General features: G+C 68.2%; 20 protein-coding genes and 1 tRNA gene. 9 read left to right on the top strand and 12 right to left on the bottom strand.

Going from position 1 to position 24476, the window contains the following annotated elements:
• Positions 1–825: an undecaprenyl-diphosphate phosphatase gene (locus Q0747_RS05660; RefSeq protein WP_298252471.1), complete on the bottom strand. Its 825-nt coding sequence runs from the start codon at positions 823–825 to the stop codon at positions 1–3.
• A 49-nt stretch (positions 826–874) separates the two neighbouring features.
• Here Q0747_RS05660 and Q0747_RS05665 point away from each other — a divergent pair, with 49 nt between their 5' ends.
• Positions 875–1810, top strand: coding sequence for an aldo/keto reductase (locus Q0747_RS05665; protein WP_298252472.1), 936 nt, complete (start codon positions 875–877; stop codon positions 1808–1810).
• Between the two features lie 18 nt (positions 1811–1828).
• Here the strand turns inward: Q0747_RS05665 and Q0747_RS05670 are convergent, their stop codons facing one another.
• Entirely contained in the window at positions 1829–2197 is a 369-nt protein-coding gene (locus tag Q0747_RS05670) for a primosomal protein (RefSeq protein WP_298252474.1), read from the bottom strand.
• A 41-nt stretch (positions 2198–2238) separates the two neighbouring features.
• On the opposite strand from Q0747_RS05670, the gene Q0747_RS05675 reads away from it, so the two are divergent.
• Positions 2239–2472, top strand: coding sequence for a DUF5703 family protein (locus tag Q0747_RS05675; protein ID WP_298252476.1), 234 nt, complete (start codon positions 2239–2241; stop codon positions 2470–2472).
• A 17-nt stretch (positions 2473–2489) separates the two neighbouring features.
• On the opposite strand, the gene Q0747_RS05680 is transcribed toward Q0747_RS05675, so the two are convergent.
• From Q0747_RS05680 to Q0747_RS05715, 8 genes are all read right to left on the bottom strand, one after another.
• Entirely contained in the window at positions 2490–3683 is a 1194-nt protein-coding gene (locus Q0747_RS05680; RefSeq protein ID WP_298252478.1) for an acyl-CoA dehydrogenase family protein, read from the bottom strand.
• Between the two features lie 100 nt (positions 3684–3783).
• Positions 3784–5112 (bottom strand): M20/M25/M40 family metallo-hydrolase, encoded by a 1329-nt coding sequence (locus Q0747_RS05685; RefSeq protein WP_298252480.1) that lies wholly within the window; start codon positions 5110–5112, stop codon positions 3784–3786.
• Between the two features lie 460 nt (positions 5113–5572).
• Positions 5573–7678 (bottom strand): acyltransferase family protein, encoded by a 2106-nt coding sequence (locus Q0747_RS05690; protein ID WP_298252482.1) that lies wholly within the window; start codon positions 7676–7678, stop codon positions 5573–5575.
• Between the two features lie 192 nt (positions 7679–7870).
• Positions 7871–7954: transfer RNA gene (locus Q0747_RS05695), tRNA-Leu, on the bottom strand.
• A gap of 92 nt (positions 7955–8046) precedes the next feature.
• Positions 8047–9279, bottom strand: a complete 1233-nt coding sequence (locus Q0747_RS05700; RefSeq protein ID WP_298252484.1) for a kynureninase — start codon at positions 9277–9279, stop codon at positions 8047–8049.
• A 41-nt stretch (positions 9280–9320) separates the two neighbouring features.
• Positions 9321–10214: a MaoC/PaaZ C-terminal domain-containing protein gene (locus tag Q0747_RS05705; RefSeq protein ID WP_298252486.1), complete on the bottom strand. Its 894-nt coding sequence runs from the start codon at positions 10212–10214 to the stop codon at positions 9321–9323.
• 98 nt (positions 10215–10312) lie between these two features.
• Positions 10313–11683, bottom strand: coding sequence for a 3-oxoacyl-ACP reductase (locus tag Q0747_RS05710; protein ID WP_298252488.1), 1371 nt, complete (start codon positions 11681–11683; stop codon positions 10313–10315).
• A complete protein-coding gene (locus Q0747_RS05715) occupies positions 11683–12999 on the bottom strand; it encodes an acetyl-CoA C-acetyltransferase (protein WP_298252490.1) in 1317 nt (438 codons plus the stop codon). Before Q0747_RS05715 ends, Q0747_RS05710 begins: the two co-directional genes overlap by 1 nt.
• A gap of 63 nt (positions 13000–13062) precedes the next feature.
• On the opposite strand from Q0747_RS05715, the gene Q0747_RS05720 reads away from it, so the two are divergent.
• Together Q0747_RS05720 and Q0747_RS05725 are read left to right on the top strand one after the other, a co-directional pair.
• The gene (locus Q0747_RS05720) at positions 13063–13818 is read left to right on the top strand and encodes a TetR/AcrR family transcriptional regulator (protein WP_298252492.1); all 756 of its coding nucleotides are present in this window, start codon (positions 13063–13065) and stop codon (positions 13816–13818) included.
• Positions 13815–15944 carry an acyl-CoA dehydrogenase gene (locus Q0747_RS05725; RefSeq protein WP_298252493.1) on the top strand — a complete coding sequence of 710 codons (2130 nt, stop codon included), beginning with the start codon at positions 13815–13817 and terminating at the stop codon, positions 15942–15944. The genes Q0747_RS05720 and Q0747_RS05725 overlap by 4 nt, the downstream gene beginning before the upstream one ends.
• Before the next feature lie 386 nt (positions 15945–16330).
• On the opposite strand, the gene Q0747_RS05730 is transcribed toward Q0747_RS05725, so the two are convergent.
• Positions 16331–17833: a GntP family permease gene (locus Q0747_RS05730; protein WP_298252495.1), complete on the bottom strand. Its 1503-nt coding sequence runs from the start codon at positions 17831–17833 to the stop codon at positions 16331–16333.
• 158 nt (positions 17834–17991) lie between these two features.
• Here Q0747_RS05730 and Q0747_RS05735 point away from each other — a divergent pair, with 158 nt between their 5' ends.
• Genes Q0747_RS05735 through Q0747_RS05750 form a run of 4 tightly spaced genes read left to right on the top strand, consistent with a single transcriptional unit; the run spans position 17992 to position 21867 of the window.
• The gene (locus tag Q0747_RS05735) at positions 17992–19473 is read left to right on the top strand and encodes a four-carbon acid sugar kinase family protein (protein ID WP_298252497.1); all 1482 of its coding nucleotides are present in this window, start codon (positions 17992–17994) and stop codon (positions 19471–19473) included.
• A complete protein-coding gene (locus tag Q0747_RS05740) occupies positions 19457–20407 on the top strand; it encodes an NAD(P)-dependent oxidoreductase (RefSeq protein ID WP_298252499.1) in 951 nt (316 codons plus the stop codon). The genes Q0747_RS05735 and Q0747_RS05740 overlap by 17 nt, the downstream gene beginning before the upstream one ends.
• Complete coding sequence (locus Q0747_RS05745; RefSeq protein WP_298253047.1) at positions 20388–21119, top strand: FadR/GntR family transcriptional regulator; 732 nt, start codon at positions 20388–20390, stop codon at positions 21117–21119. Before Q0747_RS05740 ends, Q0747_RS05745 begins: the two co-directional genes overlap by 20 nt.
• On the top strand, positions 21103–21867 hold the full coding sequence (locus tag Q0747_RS05750) for an SDR family NAD(P)-dependent oxidoreductase (protein WP_298252500.1): 765 nt from the start codon (positions 21103–21105) through the stop codon (positions 21865–21867). The genes Q0747_RS05745 and Q0747_RS05750 overlap by 17 nt, the downstream gene beginning before the upstream one ends.
• 33 nt (positions 21868–21900) lie before the next feature.
• Here the strand turns inward: Q0747_RS05750 and glgA are convergent, their stop codons facing one another.
• Positions 21901–23094, bottom strand: a complete 1194-nt coding sequence (gene glgA, locus Q0747_RS05755; RefSeq protein ID WP_298252502.1) for a glycogen synthase — start codon at positions 23092–23094, stop codon at positions 21901–21903.
• A 123-nt stretch (positions 23095–23217) separates the two neighbouring features.
• Between glgA and glgC the strand changes: the two genes are divergently transcribed.
• The gene (gene glgC, locus Q0747_RS05760; RefSeq protein ID WP_298252504.1) at positions 23218–24462 is read left to right on the top strand and encodes a glucose-1-phosphate adenylyltransferase; all 1245 of its coding nucleotides are present in this window, start codon (positions 23218–23220) and stop codon (positions 24460–24462) included.
• The last annotated feature ends 14 nt before the right edge of the window (positions 24463–24476 follow it).

Raw genomic sequence — 24476 nt, forward strand, 5'->3', positions numbered from 1 at the left:
TCAGGCGGTGATGACCCCGGAACCCAGGAGCGCGTAGAGGGCCACGCCGAGCAGGATGCGGTACCAGACGAAGAGGCCGTAACCGCGCGTACTGACGAACTTCAGGAACCACCCGATGATCGCGAAGCCGACCCCGAAGGCGACCAGGGTGGCCAGGGCCGTCTCGGGCAGGGCGTACGGCCCCTGCTCGTCCCAGCTCTTGACGAGCTGGAAGACCCCGCTGCCGAACACCGCGGGGATGGCCAGGAGGAAGGAGTAGCGGGCGGCTGCCTCGCGGGTGTAGCCCATGAGCAGACCTGCGGTGATGGTGCCGCCGGAACGGGAGACCCCGGGGATCAGGGCCAGTGCCTGTGCGAAGCCGTACAGGATGCCGTGCCGGTAGGTGAGCTGCGTGAGCTCGCGGGTCTGGCGACCCACGTGGTCGGCGACGGCGAGGATCAGGCCGAAGACGATCAGCATCGTGGCGACGATCCACATGCTGCGGAACGTGCTCTCGATCTGGTCCTGGAACAGGAGGCCGAGCACCACGATGGGAAGACTGCCGATGATCACGAGCCAGCCCATCCGGGCGTCGGGATCGTCACGCGGCACAGTGCCCCTCAGCGCGCCGAACCATGCCCTGACGATCCGCACGATGTCGCGCCAGAAGAAGACGACGACGGCCGTCTCCGTGCCCAGCTGCGTGATGGCGGTGAACGCCGCCCCGGGATCCTGTGCGCCGGGCAGCAGTTCGCCGATGATGCGCAGGTGGGCGCTCGATGAAATGGGTAGGAATTCGGTAAGGCCCTGGACGAACCCCAGGATGATCGCTTCTATCCAATTCACGCTTCCGACCCTAAGCCATCGGCGACCCGGGAGCCTCTAGGCTGGGCCTATGCAGAGGCGAAACGTGGGAGCGAGCGGCCTGTCCGTGTCGACGCTGGGACTGGGCACCATGACCTGGGGCAGCGAGGTGGCGGAGGATGCGGCGCGCGAACAGCTGCGCCTGTTCACCGAGGCCGGGGGCACTCTCGTGGAGACAGCGGCCCGCTACGGGGAGGGCCAGGCGGAGGCCATGCTCGGTGGCTTCATCGGCGACACGGTGGCCCGCTCCGAGGTGGTCCTCGCGGTGCAGGGCGGGACCACCCGTTCCGGCAGTCGGCGCCTCGACAGCTCGAGGCGGGGGCTGCTGGACTCACTGGACAGTTCGCTGTCCCTGCTCGGCACCGACCACGTGGATCTCTGGCTCGCCCCCTCCCCCGATCCCGCCGTCCCGCTGGAGGAGACCCTCAGCGCCCTCGGGACCGCCTACAGCAGCGGCAGGGCCCGCTACATCGGGCTGTCCAACTACACGGGCTGGGAGTTCGCACGGGCGGCCGCCACGGCGTCGTTCCCCATCGTGGTGGACGACGTCGAGTACTCCCTGGTGAACCGCACCGCCGAACGCGATGTGCTGCCCTCGGTGGAAGCCTTCGGGGCAGCCATCCTGGCGTGGGCGCCGCTGGGGCGCGGCGTCCTCACGGGCAAGTACCGCGGGCGGACTCCCGCCGAGTCACGGGGAGGGTCCGATGTGTGGGCGCCCTACGTGGAGCCGTATCTGTCGGGCAAGCCCCAGCGGGTCACGGAGGCGCTGTGCACTGCCGCGCGGGGGCTCGACCTGCGGCCGCACGAGCTCGCCCTCCGCTGGCTGCTGCACCGCGAACGCGTGGCCTCCGCGATCGTCGGGGCCAGGACCCCGCAGCAGCTCGAGGAGATCCTCGCCGCGGGTGGCGGACCGGTGGCGGAACCGATCGCGGAGGTCCTGGACGAAGTCTCCGCGCTGCTCGACTGAGAACCACCTGCGGCGGTGCTAGGCCTCCCGGACCGGCTCGACCTCCGCGTCGATCAGCTCGGCCACGTAGCCGGACTCCTCATCGTCCCCGTCGTCGTCCTCCCGGTCGTCGCCGTCCTCGTCCCGGTCGTCGTCGTCATCAACTTCGTCGTCGCGTGTGCGGTCGTCGTCCCCGTCGTCGTCCGTCTCCTCGTAGATCTCGAGCGGGGTGACCTCCCCGAAGGCGTCGTACAGGGCTTCCTCGTACACCTCGAACGCAGCCGCGATGCTGCGATACGCTGCATCCACCGCAGGGTCGTCCTCCTGTCGTCGAGATGCCGAGGACGCGAGATGCTCCTCGAGCGCCGACACCAGGGACTCGAGCGCCACACGCGGATCTATGCTCATGGCCTAGACGTTAGCGGTAAAGAGAGCACAATTGGAGGCATATGCGAGAACAAATCCAGAATGCGACGACCGTCCGCAAGCGCGACTACGGCAAGCAGTACGAGTACCTGGTCCTGACGGTGTCGGCGAACGAGTCACTGCCCGCAGCCCGGAGCCTGGTCACCGAGCACGCGGAGTACGGCAAGTGGGAACTGGAGCGCAGCTGCATCTACATCGGTGGTGCCCGTCGGTACTGGCTGCGGCGCAAGGTGCTCCGGGTGGAGCGCACGGCGTAGCCCGCCGGGACCGGCGATCACTCCGAGGGCGGCCCGAGGAGACCCGTCGCGACGGTGGAGCGCGCCGACTCCTCGGTGGAGGGGTGGAACTGTCCGGCGAGGGCGTCACGGTGCAGGCGGACGATCTCGGACGTCGCCGCGAAACCGGACCCCCCGCCCACGTGCAACGCCACACCGGTCGCCGCCACGGCGGCATCCACCGCATGCGTCTTCAGCGTCACGAGCCGTGCGAACCACCGGGGGCCGTCGTCCACGCCTGCGTCGAGATCCTCCGTCACGTCGCGCAGCTCCGCGGCGGCCCCCGTCCGGGTCATGGCCGCTCCGGCCAGGAGCTGGCGCAGGACCGGATCGTCCGACAACGGCCGGCCCGCCACATGGCTCCGACGGCGCGTGAGCGCGTCGGCTGCGAGGTCGAGGGCGCGATCGGCGATCCCGAGATAGACCGAGGCGATCAGCGTCTCGAACGCAGCGAAGATCCCGAAGACCAGCAGATCCGCGTTCGGTCCCACCGGGGTGCGTCGGAAGACCGCATCGGCAGGTACCCGGACGTCCGCGAGGCGTGTCGTGTTGGACCGGGTCGCCCTCATGCCGAGCGGATCCCAGTCGTCCAGGGTCTCCACGCCGGACGCTCCCCGGGGCACGAAGGCATGGAGGATGGAGTCCCCGTCGCCCTCCGAGCCCGCGAGCTTGCCGAAGACACCCAGCCGGGTCCAGACCGGCGACAGACTCGTGAAGACCTTGGTGCCCGTGTAGCTGTAGCCGTCGTCCACCGGTTCCACGCGGGTCAGCGAGTCGAAGAGCACGGCGTCGTTCCCGGGTTCGGACACGCCGAAGGCGAAGATCTCGCCGCGCCGCACCTCGTCCAGGACGAACAGGAGCGAGTCGTCGCCGCGATCGGCGAGGAGCCCGGCGACGGCCGTCCAGATCAGGTGCATGTTGACCCCGAGGGCGGTGGCGGGAGCGGCCGCGGCCAACCGGCGCTGGGTGCGGGCGGCCTGCTGCATGCCGCCGGCAGCGCCGGGCCTGGTGTGCGCGAGCAGCTGCAGGTAGCCGTTCTCCTGCAGCTCTGCGAAGTCCTCCGTGAAGAACGAGTCACCGGCGTCGTAGCCCGCGGCCCGTCCCCTGAAGCGCTCGATCAGATCGTCGGGCAGGAGCTGCTCGATCGTGACGGCAGCGTCTGCGGTCGGATGGGAAGTCCTCGTGTCGGTCATGGATGTCCTGTCGAATAATGTCCTGCCGGGCTGAGTCCTCCCGGGCTGAGTCCTGCCGGTCGAGTCTCAGCCCGGGAGGACTCAGCCCGGCGGGCGGGGCTCAGTAGGTGGTCAGGAGTCGGGCGAGCACCTTCGCACCGAATCGGAGGGAGTCCGTGGGGACCCGCTCGTCGACCCCGTGGAACATGCCCGTGAAGTCGAGCTCCTCCGGTAGCTGCAGGGGCGCGAAGCCGTAGCCCGTGATCCCGAGGCGACTCAGCGACTTGTTGTCGGTCCCGCCCGAGAGCGTGTACGGCAGCACCCTGGCGCCGGGGTCCTCGGCGTGCAGGGCGTCGATCATGGAGTCGACGAGATTGCCGGCGAACGGCACCTCGAGCGAGGTGTCCTTGTGCTCGTAGCTCACCTCCACACCCTCGCCGGCGAGGCCCCGGATGATCTCGAGGACCTGGTCCTGCTGCCCCGGCAGGGTACGCACGTCGATCAGGGCCTCGGCGGTGCCCGGGATGACATTGTGCTTGTACCCGCTCTTGAGGACGGTGGGGTTCGCGGTGTTCTGCAACGTCGCACCCACGAAGCGCGCCACCGTGCCGAGCTCGCGCAGCAGGATCTCGGGATTGTCGGCGTCGAACTCCACACCCGTGAGTTCCGTGACGCCGTCCAGGAACTGGCGTGTAGTGGGGGTGAGTTCGATCGGCCACAAGTACTCGCCGATGCGGGTGACGGCGCGGGCCAGTGCCGTGACGGCGTTGTCGGTGTTGATCTGCGAGCCGTGACCGGCGCGGCCGTGGGCCACGAGCCGCAGCCAGGAGATGCCCTTCTCGGCCGTCTGGAGCAGATAGGTGCGCTGACCGCCGATGGTCGCGGAGAAGCCGCCGACCTCCGAGATGGCCTCCGCTGCACCCTCGAAGACCTCGGGCTTGTTGTCCACGAGCCAGGACGCCCCGTAGGCTCCGCCGGCCTCCTCGTCGGCGAAGAAGCCGAAGATCAGATCGCGTTGCGGCCTGACGCCGTCGCGCTGCATGGAGCGCAGGACGGACAGGATCATGGCGTCCATGTCCTTCATGTCCACGGCTCCGCGCCCCCAGATCAGGCCGTCCTTCTCCTCGCCGCTGAACGGGTCCACACTCCAGTCCTCCTTCTGTGCGGGGACGACGTCGAGATGACCGTGCACCACGAGGGCGGGCAGGGAGGAATCAGTTCCCTCCATGCGGGCCACGACGGAGGTGCGTCCCGGTGCCGCTTCGAAGAGCTCCGAGGACAGGCCCACCTCCTCGATGAGCCCCGCCGTGTACTCGGCGGCCTGGCGCTCCCCCGGGCCCTCGTTGCCGCCGAAGTTGGAGGTGTCGAAGCGAATGAGTTCCTGGCAGATCCTGACGACTTCGTCTTCGGGTGTGATGCCCACGTGGTCCTCCTGGGTAGCGGTTTCCACCCAGCCTACCGAGGCTTCACGGAGCGCAGGCGTGAGCTACTCCCTCTTGGGCGGTGTGGCGTCCGTCAGGGGAAGCGAATACCCTGGCCCTCTTGGCGGTGTCTGGGCAATGAAGAGGGATATTGCCGGTACTGCATCCGAACCTCCGCCATCTCGCGCAGATTGACCGGTCGAACTCGTAGCGGCGTCGTGAGAATTCCAGAAGGTCATGGCGCGGAGCCGCCGATACCTCGACGCGGCAGCCGCTCGTGCTCGCACATAGACCGGCCGGCTCAAGAATCTGGACGCACGACCTTGTACGGCTCGACCTTTTCGCGGTGCATAGTCGATCCCTGCAAAACGCGATTCCAGGCAGTACCGTTTGGGGTGGAGTGCTGGTTGTCGCACTCCATTCCGTTCCTGGTGAAGCAAAACTTGGAAGTAGCTCGCGCCAGTTGCGGGGGCGCACAGATTGCTGTGATCAGGGCGCTGCCACGGGAGCCCCCAGATGCTCGAGTCCCTGCTCGAGCGCTCCAGCAAGACTGCGGGAGTAGGTCGCGGTGAGATGGCTCGAGTCCCGATAGACCAGAACATTTCCGATCACCGGCGCGCATCGATCCTCGGGGCAGATCAGCTCATTCAGATTGACCGAGGCGACTCCCTCCACCTGGTCGAGTGCTGCTCGCTGCTCAGGCCACGCATTGGCGAATGCATCCTTCTGTGACGTGGTACAGGAAATCAGGTCCTCCTCGTTCGCTGAGACACACTCCGGGATGTCCTGACTCGGCAGCGGCGTATCTGCAATGACCACGAGGTTGAGCCCGGCGTTGCTGAGTGGTTGCCACGCGCGGGCAAAAGCATCACCCATCGGCTTACCGTTGACGGCGCGATGCGTGGTCGAGGAGAGGACGACGAGGTCGGGTTGGTCCCGCAGGAGAAGCGACGTAACCTTCTCGTTCCATCTGCCACAAGACTCGTAGGACTGGTCCTTGCCGGTGAGGAAGATCATGGTGCCTACTAGAGGACATGACGATTTCGTGTACGTCGTTAGTTTCCAGTCGTTCTTCGTTGCGAGCTCCTCCAGAGCGGGAGCCCACTGCGCTGCATGTGAGTCCCCGACCAACGCCACCTCATATGATGAGTCCTCCGCACCGTATGTACATGGCACAGGGGAATCCTCGACGGCGTCCTGGTGGCATCCATCCGCGTACGGAGCGGGATTGTCGTCCGGGGCTGCCACTGCCGATGGTGTGAACGGCGCAGCTGATTCAACAGGGGCACCGGCGGACGGGTCGTCCGCGAGAATCTGGGCCCCGATCCTCCTATCCTCCGGCCCGCCGGACGTACTTCCCGAAGCACTCTGATCGTGGGGACCAGGCGTGGCTGAAAGGACAGTTACAGCGAGCACCCCGGTGAGGACCATCCCGAGCATTCCCAGTCCGAGGGTTCGGACATCTACGGTCAGAGCTCTCGACCGAAGAACCGGTTGTTCTACATAGTGGGAGCTGAGAAAGGCGGGCACTATAGCGAGAAGGATGATCAGAACGCCCTGGTAGAACTCGAGGCCCCCCAGCAGATAGGTTCCAATAACAATCAACGGCCAGTGCCAGAGGTACAACGAATAGGAGATGTCGCCGATGAACTGTAGCGGGCGAATGGAAAGGGCTCTTGTCACCACCGTCCGCTTATCCGTACCTGCCAGGATCACCGCCGCTGCACCGAGGGTAGGAAGCAGAGCTGCACTACCCGGGAATCGAGTATCCGCGGAATAGAAGGCGGCAGCAGCGAGCATTGCGCCGATCCCTGCAGTTCCCAGGATCACTGCTACCCGCGGACTGAGCTTGGGCACCCAGGGCAGCACGATTGCGAGGATGCACCCGATGCCGAGTTCCCACATACGAGTGGTGGTGACGAAATACGCTGCGTCCGGGTTGTGCACGGTGTAGAAGATCGAGTATCCGAGGGAAGGAACAGTAATGAGGAGCGCTGCGCCGAACGCCTTCCTGCGGAAACGGGACTCGCTTATCCGTGTGGCGTGGACGTCTTTGGCCCGCCTGGCCAAAATGACAGCTCCAACCAACAGTAGGGGCCACAGAAGGTAGAACTGCTCCTCGACCGACAGCGTCCAGTAATGCTGGAGAGGGCTCGGCGCGCTGTCGCTGCGAAGATAATCCGTGGCGGTTGCGGCGAAGATCCAGTTCACGACACTGAACGCGGCGCCGAGCGTCTGCAGACCGACGTCGTCCCAGCGAGTTCTGGGGAGCACGATCAGCGTAAGGGCCCCCGACACGACCAGTACGAGGAGGGCCGCCGGAAGAATACGCTTTGCTCGCTTGGCGTAGAAGGCGGCAAGACCGATCCGACCATCGCTGGTCGCCTTCTTGAGCAGGATCCCCGTGATGAGGAAGCCCGAGATGACGAAGAAGATGTCGACGCCGACGAAGCCGCCGGGCATGAACGGGGCCCCGGCATGGTAGAGGAGAACGACACCAACAGCGATAGCGCGCAGACCTTGGATATCGAGCCGCTTGCCGTTCGGGTTGGTCCCGGAAGCTAATCCGAAAGATCGCCGCTGAGTAGTGCGCAAGAAGAATTCCCCTAAGACATGAGGCAGCATCCGGAACCGCTGACAACGATTATGCCCGAGCCGGGCTTATCGTGCGTCCGATACGTGCGGTCGGTGAACCATCGACAGCCGTTGGGCCGTAGGCTTCTTGTCGTCCGATGCTGCCTGACGAGAAAGCCCCCGGCCGGATGACTCCGACCAGGGGCTCCACTGTGCGCGGAGGGGGACTTGAACCCCCACCCTCAATAAGAGGACTAGCACCTCAAGCTAGCGCGTCTGCCATTCCGCCACCCGCGCGGGTGGTTTTCCGCGGCCTGAACCGCTGAAAGCAACGAGAAGGACTCTACACGAGAATGGCTGCGATGGTGAATCGGCGCGTCTCGGCCGCGCTATGCCGCGGCATCCAGCCGGGCCGCGATCGCCTCGATGGCCAGCGCGGTCTCCTCGAACGACGTCGACAGGGGCGAGAGTCCCAGCCTGATGCCGTCGGGGTTGCGGTAGTCGGGGATGACGCCCTCCTTCCACAGCTCGGGCACCATGGCCGCGAAGGCGGGGTGGTCGATGGTGATGTGCCCACCGCGTCGGGCAGCGTCGCGCGGTGACGCCAGGACCACGCCGTGGGGCGCGAGGAGCGTGTCGACGGCGTCGACGGCGAACGCCGTCAGCGCCTCGGACTTCGTGCGGACGGCGTCCAGGCCGACGCCGTCGATCACGGAGAGCATGTCCTGGACGGGGAGCATGCCCATAATCGGCGGCGTGCCGGAGACCAGGCGTCTGATGCCATCGGCCGGCTCGTAGGCGGAGCCCATCCTGAACGGATCGGCGCTGCCCAGCCAGCCCAGGATCGGCTGGTCCAGGGTCGGCAGGTGCCGCTCGGCCACGTAGGCCCAGGCCGGGGCTCCCGGCCCGCCGTTGAGGTACTTGTAGCTGCAGCCCGTGGCGAAGTCGACGTCCCAGGCGTCCAGTTCCGCGGGGACGGAGCCCACGGAGTGGCTCAGGTCCCACAGGACGAGGGCGCCGGCGTCGTGGGCGATGCGGGTGATGGCCGGGACGTCGGCGATGAAGCCGGAGCGGTATGCCACGTGGCTCAGCAGCACCAGGGCGGTCTGCGCCCCGACGACGGCGGTGACGTCGTCGGGCGTGGCGCCGCCGTCGTAGTCCACGTCCAGCCAGCACACCGTGAGACCGCGTTCGCGGGCGATCCCCTCGACGATGAACCTGTCGCTCGGGAAGTTGTCCCGGTCCACCACGATCTCGGTGCGCTCCGGCCGTGCGGCGACGGCGGCCCGCGCTAGCTTGTACAGCAGCACGCTGGTGGAGTCGGCCACCACGCACTGGCCCTCCGCGGCGCCGAGCGCCACCCGGCCGAGCTGGTCGCCGATCCGCTGCGGCAGAGCCAGCCAGCCCTCGTCCCAGCCGCGGATGAGGCGCCCTCCCCACTGGTCGTGGACGAACGAGGTGAGCGTGTCGACGGTCGCCGCGAGCGGCCGTCCCAGTGAGTTCCCGTCCAGATACGCCCGGACGGAGTCGTCGGGGGCATCGAGGAAGAGCTTGCGCTGGGCGGCCAGCGGATCGGCGGCGTCGAGCGCGGTGGCGCGATCGAAGAGAGCGGTACGGGTCATGCGCCCAGTCTAGGTCTCGGTACGCCCGCGTGGTCCGTTGTTCAGCCAGTCGTCGGTGCTCCGGGAAGGTTGCGGTCCGCGTGCACCCACCCGGTGAAGTGTGGTCTCCGCAGCTCGGTCGACCACCCGACCACGTCGATCCTTCCGCCGTCCTCGTCCGAGCGGCGGAAGGACGTGGTCACGGAGCCGGGCAGCGGGACCGGCGTGTGGAAGTCGATGCGCCAGTCGATGACGCCCGACGGCGCCGGGACGGCCCGGTCCACCATCCGCGCGGCGAGATACATGCCGTGGGCGATGGCGCCCTTCATGCCGAGCAGCTTCGCCGTCGGCCGGCTCAGGTGGATGGGGTTCCAGTCCCCGGACACCGCTGCGTACCGGCGCCCGATCCCGGCGTCCAGACGCCACACGCCGGTCGGCACGGGCGGCGAGAACGCCGGGCGCTCCGGTGCGTCCGGCGTACCGGTACCGGAGGCGATCCGCACGCCGCGCGCCAGATAGACCGAGCGGCCCGTCCACACGCGCTCGCCGCCCACGCTGACCTCCGTCACCAGGTCCACCTGGGTGCCGGCGGCGTGTGCGCGGAGGTCCTCGGCCCGGGCCGTGATGTCGAGCTTCTCGGAGACGCCGACCTGGCGGCTCTGGTGCACCTCGTTGCTCAGATGCACCATGCCGAGCAGTGGCAGCGGGAAGTCGGTCCGCGCCAGGACGCTCATCGCGACCGGGAACGCGAGGGTGTGCAGATAGGCCGTCGGCAGCTGGTCCCGCATGGTCGAGCGCAGCAGGTGCTGGAAGCGTGCCAGTTCGGCGGGATCAGCCGTGATGCCCCGGACCGCGTGCTGCGCGTCGGGCAGCTGCGACGGCGCGTGCTCCCGGCCGACCCGGCGTCGTGCCGCCAGTGCGAGCGCCTGGCGGTAGAGGCCGGGCAGACCGGGCACCTGGTCCAGCTCCGTCGTGTCACCCGACGCTGTCCCAGTAAACCCTGTCCCATCCGGCCCGGTCCCATCCGACGCGGTTCCACCTGCCATCGGCCCGCTCACGCTCCGACCAGATTCTGGCCGCAGACGCGGACCACCTGACCGTTGACGCCGGCCGCGGCGTCGGACGCCAGGAAGGCGATCGTCTCGGCGACGTCCACGGGCAGGCCGCCCTGCTGCAGACTGCTCAGGCGCCGCGCCACCTGCCGAGTGAGAGGCGGGATCTTCGCCGTCATGTCCGTCTCGATGAAGCCGGGGGCGACGGCGTTGATGGTGCGGGCTCCGCCGTCGAACGCTGCTGCCTGCGCCCGGACCATGCCCATGACGCCGGCCTTGGAGGCAGCGTAGTTGCTCTGGCCGCGGTTGCCCGCGATGCCGCTGGTGGAGGCGAGGCCTATGATGCGCCCGGTCGGCGAGAACACCGGGGAGGCGAGGAACTGCTCGTTCATGAGCAGCTGCGACGAGATGTTCACCGCGATCACAGAGTCCCAGCGGGCGGCGTCCATGTTGGCCAGCAGCTTGTCACGCGTGATACCGGCGTTGTGCACCACGATATCCAGCGTGCCGTAGCGCTGCCCCACGTGCTCGAGGATCCGCGTCCCGGCATCGGGGTCGGTGATGTCCAGCTGCAGCGCCGTGCCTGCTACCCGATTGGCCACCTGCGCCAGCTGTTCGCCGGCCGCCGGGACGTCGACGGCGATCACGTGGGCTCCGTCGCGGGCGAGGATCTCCGCGATCTTCGCACCGATGCCGCGGGCCGCTCCCGTGACCACGGCCGTCCTGCCGGCGAGGGGCCGGTCGGGGATGCCCTCGGCGGCGGTGGCCGCCGCGACGTCGGACACGCTGTCCTCGGGTACCGCCCGCACCTCGATGAACTGCCCGTCCACATAGGCACTCTTGCCCGAGAGGAGGAAGCGCAGTGCGCCGATCGTGGAGGGGTCCGTCGTCGTCGTCTCTCCCCGCAGGACGATGCCGTTGGCCGTGGCACCTCCCCGCAGCTCGTGCGCCACCGACCGCAACGCGCCGTCGATGCCCTGCCGTGCGGCGGCCCGTGCCGGATCGGTCGTGTCCTCAGCCGCCCGGGAGATCCCCACCACGCGCCCTCCCGGGACGAGCAGCTTCACGGCCTGACCCAGTTCCAGCAGCGGCGCGGAGAGATCGGCGGGTGAGTCCGCGGCGTCGAGCACCACGACGGCGGCGCTGAGCTTCTCGCCGGGCAGCACGTGGCGCCGGACCTCGACGTCCCAGCCCAGGATGACCTCCGCGAGCGCATCCGCCCCGGCGCCGGAACCGGCCACCAGGACCGGCCTCGTGGCCAGAGCCTCGCCCGGGGTGTAGCGCCGCAGGACGGACGGCCGGGGCAGCCCGAGGGCCTTGGCGAGCCTTGCCGCGAGCGGTGTGTTGACGAGCTCCACGTACCGGTCGGTCATCAGTTCCTCGCCTCGAGGATCGCGACGACGCCCTGGCCGCCGGCCGCGCAGACCGAGATCAGGCCGCGACCGCCCTGCTCGGACAGCGTCTTGGCCAGCGAGGCGACGATGCGCCCGCCGGTTGCCGCGAACGGATGGCCGACGGCCAGGGAGGAGCCGTTGACATTGAGCTTCGAGCGGTCGATGCTCCCGAGCGCGCCGTCCAGGCCGAGGACGCGCTTGCAGTAGTCCTCGTCCTCCCAGGCTGCCAGTGATCCCAGGACCGTCCCGGCGAAGGCCTCGTGGATCTCGAAGAAGTCGAAGTCGTCGAAGGTGAGGCCGTTGCGCGCGAGCAGGCGCGGCATCGCATGGACCGGCGCCATGAGCAGGCCCTCCTCGCCGTTGACGAAGTCCACGGCAGCCGCCTCGGCGTCCACGATGTTCGCGAGCATGGGCAGATTGTGCGCGGTGGCGTACTCCTCGCTGCCGAGCAGCACGACGGCGGCGCCGTCGGTCAGGGGTGTCGAGTTGCCCGCCGTCATGGTGGCCGGGGTCTCCAGCGCCTTGCCGAACACGGGCTTGAGGGTCGCGAGCTTCTCCACCGAGGTGTCGGGGCGGAGATTCGCGTCCTTCACGAGGCCCCGGTAGGGGGTCATCAGATCGGTGAAGAACCCGCGCTCGTAGGCGGCGGCGAGATTGTGATGGCTCCGGTAGGCCAGTTCGTCTTGGGCCTCCCGCGTGATCTGCCAGGCCGCCGTCGTGATGGCCTGGTGCTCCCCCATGGACAGTCCGGTCCGCGGTTCTCCCGTTCCCGGCGCGTTCGGTGAGAGGTCCTTCGGTCGGAGGGTGCTCAGGATGCGGATCTTCTGCTGGGTGGTCTTCGCACGGGACAGGTCCAGCAGCACACGGCGCAGGCCCTCGCTCACGGCGATCGGGGCGTCGGACGCGGAGTCGACGCCTCCTGCGATACCGGAGTCGATCTGCCCGAGCTTGATCTTGTTGGAGAGTCCCACGACCGTCTCCAAGCCGGTGGCACAGGCCTGCTGCAGATCGTAGGCCGGCGTCTCGGGGGACAGCGCGGAGCCGAGGACTGCCTCGCGCGTCAGGTTGAAGTCGCGGGAGTGCTTGAGGACCGCACCCGCTGCCACTTCTCCGATGCGCTCGCCCTGCAGTCCGAAACGGGCCACGAGCCCGTCCAGCGCTGCGATGAGCATGTCCTGGTTGGAGGAGTACGCGTAGGCCCCACCGGAACGGGCGAACGGGATGCGGTTGCCGCCGATGACGACGGCCGTGCGGGGTGAGCGGGCGGTGGTCTGGGCTTCGGCCTGATCTGCCATGGGAGTACTCCTGGTGGGAGAGGTGAATTATCGATACCTATCGTAGCTGATACGCTTGGTATCATGAAGTTGGCCCCCGCCCCCTCGAAGGCATCCGCGGCGCCGGATGATCGTTCCGACCTCGTCCCCGACGGGCGCTCCAGCCGCTGGGCGGAGCACCGCACCGAACGTCGCAGGGAGCTCATCAAGACTGCGCGGCGGGCCATCGACGCCCTCGGTCCGGGGGCGTCCATGGAGGACATCGCGGCCACCGCCGACACCTCCAAGTCGGTGTACTACCGCTACTTCGGCGACAAGACCGGGCTGCAGCGGGCCGTGGCGGAAGTGGTGATCGCCCAGATGCAGCAGAAGGTGCTCGACGCCGCGAAGGCCGCGACCGGTCCACGGGAGGGCTTCCACTCGATGGTGCTGGCCTACCTGCAGATGGCCAGGACGTCACCGAACGTCTATGCCTTCGTCACGCGTGTGGGGATCGCCGAGTCGAGCGCGGCGGGCGGGGACGGCGACGACACGCTCGCACATTTCCTCGCCTCCGTGACCGCGATGATCTCGCGCCCCATGCGCGCCTACCTCCTCGCTCCCGAACGCTCCGCGGGCCCCGAGGACGCTGCCCCCGAGTACTGGCCCACGGCGGCGATCGGCATGGTGCGGGCCGTGGGCGAACAGTGGCTCTCCACACCACCCGGGCCGCGCCGACCCACCGAGGAGCAGCTCGCCCGGTACATCACGGGCTGGCTCTTCGACGGCATCAGCCATGACGGGACCCTGCTGCACCCCCTCTCCTCCCCCAGCCGTCCCCAAGCGAAGGACACGCCATGACACAGACCCTCTCCGTTCCACAGCAGATCCCTGCCACCGCCGAGATCACCGACGACGACCACGCCGCCGTCGACACCGCCGCGCTCGGCGAGCTCCTCCTGGGACGGTGGGCCGACGTCCGCCGCACCGCGCGTGAGCTTGCCGGTCGGCCCGAGGTGCACAAGATCGAAGGCCTCACGCACCACGACCACCGCGCACGCTGCTTCGATCAGCTGCACTACCTGGTCGAGCAGCAGGCGGTGCACCGGGCTTTCCCGGCCGCCTTCGGTGGGGAGGACAACCACGGCGGCAATGTGGCCGGTTTCGAGGAACTGGTGATCGCGGATCCCTCGCTGCAGATCAAGGCCGGCGTGCAGTGGGGCCTCTTCGGCTCCGCCGTGCTGCACCTCGGCACGGCGCAGCACCACGAGGCCTGGCTGCCGGGCATCATGTCCCTGGAGATCCCCGGCTGCTTCGCCATGACCGAGACGGGCCACGGCAGCGACGTGGCGAGCATCGCCACTACCGCCACCTTCGATCCGGCGACGGACGAGTTCGTCATCGACACACCCTTCCGCGCGGCGTGGAAGGACTACATCGGCAACGGGGCCATCGACGGGCGGGCGGCCGTCGTGTTCGTCCAGCTCATCACCAACGGCGTCAACCACGGTGTCCACGGTCTCTACGTGGAGCTCCGTCACGCGGACGGGTCCTTCAGGCCCGGCGTCGGCGGGGAGGACGACGGCATCAAGGGCGGTCTGAACGGTATCGACAACGGCCGCCTGCACTTCGACGGCGTCCGGGTGCCGCGGACCAATCTGCTGAACCGCTACGGCGACGTCGCGCCGGACGGCAGCTACAGCTCGCCCATCGCCTCGCCGGGCCGGCGTTTCTTCACGATGCTCGGCACCCTCGTGCAGGGGCGCGTGTCCCTCGACGGCGCGGCGGTCGCGGCGAGCAAGCTGGCCCTGACCGCCGCCATCACCTACTCGACGCAGCGGCGGCAGTTCAACGGTTCGTCGGATCTCGTGGAGGAGGTCCTGATGGACTACCAGCGTCACCAGCGGCGCCTGCTGCCGCGGCTCGCAGCGACCTATGCGGCGTCCTTCGCCCACGAGGAACTGCTCGAGAAGTTCGACGACGTCTTCTCCGGACGGCACGACACCGACGAGGACCGCCAGGACCTCGAGACCCTCGCCGCGGCACTGAAGCCCCTGAGCACCTGGCTGGCTCTGGACACCCTGCAGGAGTGCCGGGAGGCCACCGGGGGCCAGGGCTTCCTGATCGAGAACCGGTTCGCGTCGCTGCGCGCCGACCTCGACGTGTACGTGACGTTCGAGGGCGACAACACGATCCTCCTCCAGCTCGTGGCCAAGCGATTGCTGACCGACTACGCCAAGGAGTTCAAGGGCGTGGACTTCGGCGTGCTGGCGCGCTACGCGGTGTCCCAGGCCGCAGAGAAGACCCTGCACCGGTCCGGTCTGCGCCGCGTGGCGCAGACGGTGGCGGACTCGGGCTCCGAGAGGAAGTCCGCGATCGCGCTGCGCGACGAGGACACGCAGCGTGAGCTCCTCTCGGACCGCGTGCAGTCCCGCGTCGCCGATCTCGCCGCCGTCCTGCGCGGGGCGAAGGGCATGACCCAGGAGAAGTCCGCGGCCCTGTTCAACGAGCACCAGAACGAACTGATCGAGGTGGCCCACGCGCACGCCGAGCTGCTCCAGTGGGAGGCGTTCTCGCGGGGACTGCAGAAGATCGACGACCCGGGGACCAAGGAGGTCCTGACGCGACTGCGCGATCTGTTCGGGCTGTGCCTGATCGAGAAGGACCTGGCGTGGTTCCTCATGAACGGCCGGCTCTCCTCCCAGCGGGCCCGTACCCTCGACGGGTACATCAACCGCCTGCTGACGAAGATCCGGCCGCACGCGCTCGATCTCGTGGAGGCGTTCGGCTACGGACAGGAGCACCTGCGCTCGGCCGTGGCCAGCGGGGCCGAACGGGAACGGCAGGAGGAGGCGGCCGCCTACATCCGGCGCCGCCGCGCCAGTGGAGACGCGCCGATCGACGAGAAGACCCTCCTCGCTCGCGCGGCCCGGGAGAAGAAGGCCAGGAAGGCGAGGAAGACCGGGGCTGCGGCTGCCGCGAACTAGGGCGCCCGGCCCGGACGCCTCGATCCGTCGGGGGTGCGCCGTCCCCACCGGGGTTGCGGCGTCCCACCGGGGGTGCGCCGTCCCCACCGGGGTTGCGGCGTCCCACCGGCGGTGGGCGGTCCCACCGGGTTGCGGCGTCCCACCGGCGGTGAGCTCTCGCGTTCGAGGAGGGCCGTCGATCCCACCCTTCCGGGCCCGCCGGTGGGAACCACCGGTCGCTCCCACCGGTCAGGTCTCAGCAGTGGGATCGACGGTGGGATTCGGCCCAAGAGACTCCCCCGATCCCACTGTTCAGCCCCGAAGAGTGGGATCGGAGGAGCGTTCGACCGTACTCACGCGTGAATCCCACCATTCGCCCTCCAGGAGTGGGATCGACCGTCGCGAGATCAGCCGAGGACTGCGTTGGCGATGAACAGCAGCGGGATCGACCCCACCCAGACCGCTGTCGTGATGCCCGACCAGCCCCTGAGTGCTGCGACCCCGTCGAGACCGGCAAAGCGAGTGACGACCCAGAAGTAGGAGTCGTTGAAATAGCTGAACACCATCGAGCCGGCCGTGCAGGCCAGGGCCGCGACGATGGGATCGATGCCGAGCGACCCGACGAGTGGAGCCGTCACCGAGGCTGCGGTGATCATCGCGACAGTGCCCGAACCCTGTGCGATACGTACCAGTGTGGCGATGAGGAACGGCACCAGGAAGGCCGGCAACGGAGTACCTGCAATCGCCTCGGCGAGGGCATCGCCCACGCCTGAGCTCCGTAGTACCTGACCGAGTGCGCCACCGGCACCGGTGATGAGAAGAATCAGGCCGGCCGACGCGGCAGCCTCACCGAACCAGGCCTGCACCTTGGAGCGCGGGGTCCAGCGCGGGAGCAGGACGTAGACGGCGAGGATGACCCCGATGACGAGTGCGACGACAGGATTGCCGATGAACGCCAGGGGAACCACCCACGACGACGGCGTGTACTCGCCGCCGATCACACCCTGGTTGTTCTGGTCGATCGCGCCACTGACGGTGTTCATGATGATGAGGAGCAGGGGCACCAGCAGCGGCAGGGAGGCGACGAAGGCACCGACCGTGTGCGGCCTTGCGCCCGCGGGAGGGGTGCCGAGAGCGTTGTTGTCGACCTCCATCGACGGACCTGCCTCTTCCTCCGCGGTGCCGGCGCCACTGTGGTGGTCGCTGTCCTGATCGGTAACAGCAGTGCCACCCCGACGACCGGATGTGGCGAGGGCCGCGCCGTAGACCGCTTCACGCACTGTCTCGTTCATGGACGGCTCGAGCTTCGGGCCCATCCACCGTGCGTAGAAGACGACGACCGGTAGCAGCAGGACGGTGAACGCCAGACCCGCGAGGATCAGCGCGCCCAAGTCGGCCCCAAGGATACCGGCGACTGCGAGCGGACCCGGCGTCGGAGGTACGAGGTGGTGGGTCAGGGTCATTCCACACCCGAGGGCGAGTGCAAGCGTGATGTACCCGGCGCGCTTGACCCTGGCGATGGACCGGGCCAGTGGGTTCAGGATGACGTAGCCGGAGTCGCAGAATACCGGAATGGACACCAGGGCGCCCACGCTACCCAGGGCCCAGGGCTCACGGCCCTTCCCGAAAAGTTTGAGGAAGGCCAGCGCCAGGGAATTGGCGGCGCCGGACACCTCGAGAATCTTCCCGATCCCGACGCCGAGGCCGATGACGATGCCGATCGACGCCAAGGTGTTCCCGAACCCCGTCGTGATCGACGAGACGATGTCCAATGGCGCCTGCCCGGCGACGAGGCCCGTTACGAGCGCTGCGATCAACAGTGCGACGAACGCATCGAGCCGGGTCTTCAGCACCAGAATGATGATGGTGGCGATACCCAGCACGAGTGCCAGAAGAAGTTGTATGTCCACGGAGTGCTCCTCGATCAGCTGAGCAGGCCTCGTTGCCCTCTCAGGTGGTGACACCTGCCCGGATCCTGCGTTGACGGGCACTGTGCTGCCTGTCACACTAGCACTGGACATATGACATCTGACAAGTACCCCAAGGCGTCGGAAGAGGAAGCGGACCATTGATACTCGAAGACGAGTTGCTCGCCAGCTACCCTCCCGTCCGGGCCATCGGACCTGAGGTGATCGCCGACGCGGTTCGGGCCTCCGGGCGGATTCTAGTCGTTCTCGACGATGACCCGACCGGCACCCAGTCCGTCGCCGACCTCCCCGTCCTCACCTCTTGGGAGCCGAGCGACTTCGCATGGGCCTTCGCCCAGCGGATCGGCGGCGCTCCGGCACCGGCGGTCTACGTCCTCACCAATACCCGTAGCCTCGACCCCGGCACCACCGCGTCCCGCAACCGCGACGTCGTCACCAATGCCCTCGATGCTGCCCGATCGGTGGGAGTCGCTCTCGGGTTCGTCAGCCGAAGCGACTCGACCCTCCGCGGTCACTTCCCGCTCGAGACCGATGTCATCGCGTCCGCCCTCCAGTCCGAGACGGCTGTCGCGACCGACGGCGTCGTCATGGTTCCGGCCTTTCCCGATGCCGGACGCATCACCATCGGTGGTGTCCACTACCTTCGTGGCGGCGCCGGCGTCCTCACCCCGGTCGCTGCGACCGAGTTCGCCCGGGATGCCACCTTCGGCTTCACGTCATCGGACCTGGGGGACTACGTGGCGGAGAAGACCGGCCGGTCGGCTGACGCGGTCATCCGGCTGGACCTGTCGATCGTGCGCAGCGGCAAGCAGGGCATCGCCGATGTCCTGGACACCGCCGTCGACGCCGTGCCCATCGTCGTCGACGCCGTCACCGAGGACGACCTCCGCGCTCTCTCGCTGGGCCTCGAGGAAGCCGAACGCCGCGGTAAGAAGCTGCTCTACCGTGTGGGACCACCGTTCGTCCGCGCCCGGATCGGGCAGAGTGAGCGTCCTCCGCTGACTGCGGGAGAAGTCTTCGCCGACCTCGACGCCCCCGACTCCGGTGGACTGATCGTGGTGGGATCCCATGTGGGCCTGACGACCCGGCAGCTCGACGCCCTGGTGCTACGGCGGCCCGATGCCCGGCTCGTGGAACTTGACGTCGAGGCCGTCCTCGATCCGATCCGGCAGGACGCGGGCGTCGCCGATGCGGTGCGTGCCGTCGTCGACGGCCTTCCCCACGGCGAGGTCGTCCTCCACACCAGCCGCCGCCTGATCCGCTCCGACGACCCGGGGCAGAGCCTCGAGATCGCCCGGACCATCTCGGAGGCAGTGGTCGCCGTCGTGCGCCGGACCATCGCCGCGACGCCGGTCCGCTTCGTGATCGCCAAGGGGGGAATCACATCCTCCGACGTCGCCGCGCACGGGCTGTCCATCCGTCACGCACTGGTACGTGGACCGATGCTGCCCGGCATAGTCTCCCTCTGGCAGCCGTCCGACGGACCCGCGCGCTCCATTCCGTTCGTGGTGTTCGCCGGCAACGTCGGCACCGACGCCTCCCTCGCCGACGTGGTGGACATCCTCCGCTCCCCCGCTGCTGCTTCTCCTACGACGGGACCCCCTGATGACTCCTTTTACTGACCGGACTCCGCACACGGTGGCAGTCCTCGGTCTCGGCGCCATGGGCCTGCCCATGGCCGGCCGATTGGCCGCCGCCTTCCCCGTCATCGGATACGACCCGGTGCCGACCTCACGGAAGCGAGCCGAGGAGACCGGACTCGAGTGCGCCGCGACGGCCGCCGAGGCAGCCGTCAGGGCAGGCATCGTGGTGCTCGCGGTCCGAGACGCAGCCCAGGTGGAGGAGGTTCTCTTCGGGGACGACGGGATCGCTCCTGTCCTCGCGCCGGGTGCCGTCGTCGTGATGACCAGCACCGTAGGGGTCGACGCCGTCGCATCCTGGACCGAGCGGCTCTGTGACCTCGATATCGCACTGGTCGACGCGCCGCTCTCGGGCGGGCCCGTGCGCGCCGGCGGAGGCGACCTGCTGATCGTTGTGGGCGCCCACCCGGACGCACTGGAGACCGCACGTCCCGTACTGGAGCGGCTTGCGTCGACGTTGACCGTGATCGGGGACAAGGCCGGTGATGGCCAGGCGATGAAGACGGTCAATCAGCTGTTGTGCGGTGTGCACATCGCCGCAGCCGCTGAAGCGCTGGCGCTCGCGGACGCGTTGGGGCTGGACCAGCAGCTGGCGTTGGCCGCGCTGGAGACCGGGGCGGCGTCGTCGTTCATGCTTTCCAACCGCGGGCCACGCATGGTGCAGGGGTACGACGGCGACGCCGAGGTGCTCAGCCGACTGGACATCTTCGTGAAGGACCTGGGCATCGTGGGCAAGGCCGCCAGGACCGCCGGACTGGCCGCGCCCGTCGCCGCGGCGGCCGAGCAGCTGTTCCTGCTCGGGCAGACCCAGGGCATGGGGACCGCCGACGATTCGGCAGTGATCAAGGTCGTCGCACCCCAGCGGCGCGTACCGGCTGCCGAAGGGACCTGCGGTGATGCGGAAACCGCTCGCTGAGTCGGTGTTCGACGACCTGCTCGAACGGATCATCGACGGCACCTATCCGCCCGGCGCGGCGCTCCCGCCGGAGAACGATCTGGCGATGTCGTCCGACGTGAGCCGGCTGACGGTGCGGGAGGCGCTGAAGCAACTGCAGGCGCAGAACATCGTCCAGGTGAAACGCGGCCTAGGCACCTACGTCAATCATGCTACGCAGTGGACCGACCTGCAGGCCGTCCTGCGGTATGCCTCCACCGCCGCGGACTCGCCCGATATCTCACTTCGCCTGCTGGAGATCCGGCGGATGGTGGAAACCGGTGCTGCCGAGCTGGCAGCCCTGCACGCCAACGATGTCGACATCGCCCGGATGGAGGAAGCCAACACCGCGCTGCAGGCGGCCCACGAGGCGAGGGACCTCGACGCCGTCACCGCATCGGATCTCGCTTTCCACGACGCGATCCTCAGGGCTTCGGCCAATCCGTTCCTGCCGGTGATCCTCGGGCCGTTGAGTCAGCTGCTGTACACGATGCGGCGGGAGACGTCGTCGTTCCACGAGGTGCAGCAGCACGCCATCGACCATCACACCCTGGTGCTGGAGGCGATCCGTACGCGGAGCCCGGAGGCGGCGCGGAAAGCGATGCAGGCCCACATCAACCAGACCTACGACGACTACGAACATTTCATCCACCACAAGAACACCACCAGGAGATCACGTGACCTTCCCGATTGAACGCACAGCTGTCCTCACCGGAGCAGCCTCCGCCCGTGGCATCGGTCGCACGACGGCCGACCGGCTGGCACGCGACGGCTGGTCCATCGCGATACTGGACATCGACGGCGCCGCGGCCGAGGAGGCGGCAGCGGACATCGCGCAACGCCACGGCGTCCGGGCGGTCGGCGAGGCAGTCGATGTCTCCGACGAGGCGTCGGTGGACGCAGCCATCACCAAGGTCGAGGCGTCGGTGCCGCCGATCGTCGCGCTGGTGAACCTCGCCGGGATCAGCTCTCCCACCGCGTTCATGCAGGAGACCAAGGAAGCGTGGGACCGGGTGTTCGCGGTCAACATGACCGGTACGTTCCTGGTCACGCAGCGCGCCCTGCACGGCATGATCGAACGCAAGCTCGGCCGCGTGGTCAGTATCTCGTCCATCTCGGCCCAACGCGGTGGTGGCACGTACTCGAAAGTCGCCTACAGCGCGTCGAAGGCCGGCATCATCGGTTTCACCCGTGCTCTGGCCCGCGAAATGGGCGAGCACGGCATCACGGTCAACGCCGTCGCTCCCGGCCCGGTGGACACCGACATCATGGGCGGCACCCTGACCGAGGAGCGCAAGCAGGACATGTCCAGGGACATCCTGATGGGCCGGGTCGGCACCGTCGACGACATCGCTGCCCTGATCTGCTTCCTGGTGGGTCCCGACGCCGGGTACATCACCGCCGCCACCTACGACATCAACGGAGGCCTGCAGGTCTCCTAGCCCGGGCAGGTACCGGCAGTCCGCCGACCGGGACTACAGCACGCTGCGGTAGACCTCCAGCGTCGCCCCGGCGATGGAGCCCCAGTCGAAGTGCTGCTCTGCCCGGGCGCGACCGGCGGCACCCATCCTGGCTGCCCTCTCCGGGTCCTGCACCACGGCGGTGAGCGCAGCGGCGAAGTCGGTCACGAAGGCCTCCGGATCGAGCGGTGTCCCCGTGCCGTCCTGGACCTGCTCGAGCGGCACCAGGATGCCGGTGACGCCGTCGTCGACGACCTCGGGGATACCGCCCGTGGCGGAGGCGACGACGGCCGCGCCGCAAGCCATCGCCTCGAGGTTCACGATCCCGAGCGGCTCGTAGATCGAGGGGCACGCGAAGACGGTCGCGTGGCTGAGGATCTGGACCACCTCTCTCCGGGGCAGCATCTTCTCGATGAGCACCACCGAGCCGCGCCTCGCCCGGAGGTCGTCGATGAGTCCCTGCGTCTCGGCGGCCAGCTCGGGCGTGTCGGCGGCGCCGAGGCACAGGACGAGCTGGACGTCCGCGGGAAGATGTGCCGCCGACCTCAGCAGGTAGGGCACACCCTTCTGCCGCGTGTTGCGCCCCACGAAGACCACGCTCGGCCGGTCGGGATCGATGCCGTGGGTGCGCAGCACGTCGTCGTCCTCGTCGCGTGACCACTGGGAGACGTCGATGCCGTTGTGGACCACGTGCACCTTTCCCGGATCGACGTCGGGGTAGCTGCGGAGGATGTCGGCGCGCATGCCGGCAGAGACGGCGATGACGGCGGCCGCCGCCTCGTAGGAGGTCTTCTCGGCCCAGGACGAGAGCGCGTAGCCCCCGCCGAGCTGCTCGGCCTTCCACGGGCGCAGCGGCTCGAGGCTGTGCGCGCTCAGGACGTGCGGGATGCCGTGCAGAAGGGCTGCGAGATGACCTGCCATGTTGGCGTACCAGGTGTGGGAGTGGACCAGGTCTGCGCCGCCGATGCCCTCGAGCATCTGCAGGTCCGTCCCGAGGGTCTGGACCGCGGCGTTCGCCCCGAGGAGACCCTCGGGGACACCGTACGAGGACACCGAGGCACCGTGGTACTCGCCCGGCCGGGGCGCTCCGAAGGCGTGGACCCTCAGGTCCACCTGGCCGGCGAGGACCCGGCTGAGCTCGGCGACGTGCACTCCCGCCCCTCCGTAGATCTCGGGCGGGAACTCTTTCGTCACGATGTCTATACGCACCCCCTCAACGTAGTGCAGTGGGTCCGAGTCCTCTAGTGTGAGGTGACCGGAACGGTTCCGGGACGAAGACCTGCGCCCCGTCCGGGCAGCGGTCGACCGGGCAGTGAAGAGCGGGAGGTCGACGTGGCACCGAAGAAAGTACTCGCCGTCGTACTGGCAGGCGGGGAGGGCAAGCGGCTCATGCCGCTGACGGCCGATCGCGCGAAACCCGCGGTTCCCTTCGCGGGGAGCTACCGTCTGATCGACTTCGCCCTGTCGAACCTCGTCAACTCCCGGTACCTGCAGATCGTGGTGCTCACGCAGTACAAGTCCCACAGTCTCGACCGGCACGTGTCGGAGACGTGGCGCATGTCGACCCTCCTGCAGAACTACGTCGCATCGGTGCCGGCGCAACAGCGCAGGGGCAAGAGCTGGTTCCTCGGCAGCGCCAATGCGATCTACCAGTCGCTGAACCTGATCCATGACGCGCAGCCCGACATCGTGGTGGTGATCGGCGCGGACCACGTCTACCGTATGGACTTCGAGCAGATGGTCGACGCCCATGTGAAGAGCGGTGCCTCCGTCAGCGTCGCCGCCGTGCGCCAGCCGATGGATCTCGTCGACCAGTTCGGGGTCATCGAGGTGGATCCGGAGGACAGCGGACGCATCAAGGCCTTCGTCGAGAAGCCTTCAAGCACCCCCGGTCTTCCCGACGACCCCGACAGTTTCCTCGCGTCGATGGGCAACTACGTGTTCACCACCGACGCCCTGCTGAAGGCTCTCGAGGAGGACGCCGGACGCCTCGACACGAAGCACGACATGGGCGGGGACATCATCCCCTACTTCGTGGAGCGCAACGACGCCGCCGTGTACGACTTCACGATGAACGAGATCCCGGGCTCCACCGACCGCGACCGTCAGTACTGGCGCGACGTGGGGACCATGGACTCGTACTACGACGCCAACATGGATCTCATCTCCCCGTTGCCGCTGTTCAATCTGTACAACCTGAAATGGCCCATCTACACGCGGCAGAGCATCTCCCCGCCCGCGAAGTTCGTGCGCAGCTCCTCGGGCCGCTCGGGCGGGGCCCACGACTCGATCGTCTCGGCCGGCGTCGTGGTCTCCGGCGGGGCCGTCCAGTCCTCCGTCCTCGCCACCGACGTCTTCGTCGACGACGCCGCGGAGGTGACCGGCTGCGTGCTGCTCGACAAGGTCCAGGTCGGCGCCGGTGCCATGGTGCGCCGGGCGATCATCGACAAGAACGTGCGGATCCCCGCCGGTGCGCGGATCGGTGTCGATGCCGACGCGGACCGCCGGCGCGGCTTCGCCGTCACCGACTCCGGACTGACCATCATCAGCAAGGGCCAGGCCGTCCCTCCGGAGTGAGAGCACAGCCGGTA

Source organism: uncultured Arthrobacter sp., assembly GCF_947493765.1.
Lineage (GTDB): Bacteria > Actinomycetota > Actinomycetes > Actinomycetales > Micrococcaceae > Arthrobacter_D.

Excerpts from the sequence above, each read along its gene's own strand:
- Q0747_RS05665 (WP_298252472.1), top strand. The coding sequence starts at position 875 with ATGCAGAGGCGAAACGTGGGAGCGAGCGGCCTGTCCGTGTCGACGCTG.
- Q0747_RS05670 (WP_298252474.1), bottom strand. The coding sequence starts at position 2,197 with ATGAGCATAGATCCGCGTGTGGCGCTCGAGTCCCTGGTGTCGGCGCTC.
- Q0747_RS05675 (WP_298252476.1), top strand. The coding sequence starts at position 2,239 with ATGCGAGAACAAATCCAGAATGCGACGACCGTCCGCAAGCGCGACTAC.
- Q0747_RS05680 (WP_298252478.1), bottom strand. The coding sequence starts at position 3,683 with ATGACCGACACGAGGACTTCCCATCCGACCGCAGACGCTGCCGTCACG.
- Q0747_RS05700 (WP_298252484.1), bottom strand. The coding sequence starts at position 9,279 with ATGACCCGTACCGCTCTCTTCGATCGCGCCACCGCGCTCGACGCCGCC.
- Q0747_RS05710 (WP_298252488.1), bottom strand. The coding sequence starts at position 11,683 with ATGACCGACCGGTACGTGGAGCTCGTCAACACACCGCTCGCGGCAAGG.
- Q0747_RS05715 (WP_298252490.1), bottom strand. The coding sequence starts at position 12,999 with ATGGCAGATCAGGCCGAAGCCCAGACCACCGCCCGCTCACCCCGCACG.
- Q0747_RS05720 (WP_298252492.1), top strand. The coding sequence starts at position 13,063 with ATGAAGTTGGCCCCCGCCCCCTCGAAGGCATCCGCGGCGCCGGATGAT.
- Q0747_RS05725 (WP_298252493.1), top strand. The coding sequence starts at position 13,815 with ATGACACAGACCCTCTCCGTTCCACAGCAGATCCCTGCCACCGCCGAG.
- Q0747_RS05740 (WP_298252499.1), top strand. The coding sequence starts at position 19,457 with ATGACTCCTTTTACTGACCGGACTCCGCACACGGTGGCAGTCCTCGGT.
- Q0747_RS05745 (WP_298253047.1), top strand. The coding sequence starts at position 20,388 with ATGCGGAAACCGCTCGCTGAGTCGGTGTTCGACGACCTGCTCGAACGG.